General features: G+C 68.4%; 1 protein-coding gene. It reads right to left on the reverse strand.

The window, feature by feature from the left end; translation table 11 throughout:
• Positions 1-91 precede the first annotated feature (91 nt).
• Positions 92-1,336, reverse strand: coding sequence for an IS110 family transposase (locus tag ABZ656_RS57845; protein ID WP_101403870.1), 1,245 nt, complete (start codon positions 1,334-1,336; stop codon positions 92-94).
• Positions 1,337-1,641: the final 305 nt, after the last annotated feature.

Here is a 1,641-nt window from a genome sequence, read left to right on the forward strand (position 1 = left end):
TCTGACGCGTAAATAGAGCCTGGTCAGGGTGGGTGTGGGCAGGGCCGGGTGCCCGGTGGCCGTGGAGGCTCCGGGTGTCGGGGTCTGCCGGTTAGGCGGCGCTCTCCCTCGGGTTGAGGGTGACGGTGTAGCCGAGCTGGTTGAGCTGGTTGATGGCCCGGCGAGTGGCGCGTTCGGGGTCGCGTTGGGCGAAGTAGGTGCCGCCGAGTTCCTGGTAGCCGACGTTGTCGGTGAGCATGTGCCAGATCGCGGTGATGATGGAGTGCTCGACGGCGACCAGTGCTCGGAGCGGGCCGCGGCGGGCGGTCAGCCGCTTGTAACGGGCCTGCAGGTAGGTGTCCTTGGTTCTCACCGCTCCGAATGCCGCGAGGCCGAGTGCCCCTTTGAGATAGGGGTTGCCGGGCCGCACCTTCGTGTTCTTGGTGCGGCCGGCGGACTCGTGGTGGCCGGGGCAGACCCCGGCCCAGGACGCGAGGTGCTTGGCGGAGGCGAACCGGGTCATGTCCCCGCCGGTCTCCGCGATGATCACTTCGGCGGTCGCCTGGTTGATTCCGGGGATGGTGTCGAGCAGGTCGAGGGCGCCACGAAAGGGGGCCATCGCCTCCTCGATCCGTCCCGTGAGCTGGTCGATCATCGTGGTGAGCTGGTCGTAGTGGTCCAGATGCAGGCGGGCCAGGAACGCGTGGTGCTCGCGGAAGCGTCCGGTCAGGGCCTCGGTGAGCTCGGGGATCTTGTTGCGGAGCTTGCGTTTGGCCAGGTCCGCGAGGACCTGCGGGTCGCCTTCGCCGCGGATGAGGGCTTCGAGCATGGCCCGGCCGGAGACGCCCATGATGTCGGAGGCGACCGCGGACAGTTTGATGCCAGTGTCCTCCAGGAGTTTCTCCAGGCGCTGGACCACCCGGCCGCGTTCACGGGTGGCGGTGGTCCGGGCCCGGGTCAGGCCGCGCAGTTCGCGCACCGGCTCGGGCGGCACGAAGGAAGGCCGGACCAGGCCGTGGGCGCCGAGCTGGGCCAGCCAGGCCGCGTCCGAGACGTCCGTCTTGCGGCCGGGCAGGTTCTTGACCTGCCGCGCGTTGACCAGGATCACGTCCAGGCCCTCGGCCAGCACATAGTAGAAGGGCTTCCAGTAGTCCGAGGTCGCCTCGATCACCACCAGTGTCACCTGCGCGGCGAGCAGGTGATCCCGCAGGGCGAGGACCGCGTTCGTTGTCGATCCCCACGTCGTAGTCTCGGTCGTGAAGGACCCCCGCCGCTTCGTACTCGGGGTGCGGACACACGCCTTGGCGTCTTTCTTGCTGATGTCGAGGCCGGCGCAGCGTTCGTGCAGCACGTCCACGGCCTTGCTCCCTCCCTCGCCGGACAGACCGGGTACGCCGTTCCGGGAGGACCAGGGTGAATCAGGAATTCTGACGCACGTGCTTTGCAGCAACACTCCACGGTTCCCGTGGACGGCCCTCAGCACCATGCTGACCTGCGAGCTCACCGGCATCACAGAGGCATCGGTTTCGGCCGGAACGAACTCCTCCAGCATCTCGGCCCCGCACCAGCCCACGTCAGGGCAGACAGAAGCACCCCCGGCGCACGCCACGGGATTTACCACGCCCCCGGCGCGCACCGAAGGTGCGCTGGATCGCTGACCTG

This window comes from Streptomyces sp. NPDC007095, assembly GCF_040634475.1.
Taxonomy (GTDB): domain Bacteria; phylum Actinomycetota; class Actinomycetes; order Streptomycetales; family Streptomycetaceae; genus Streptomyces.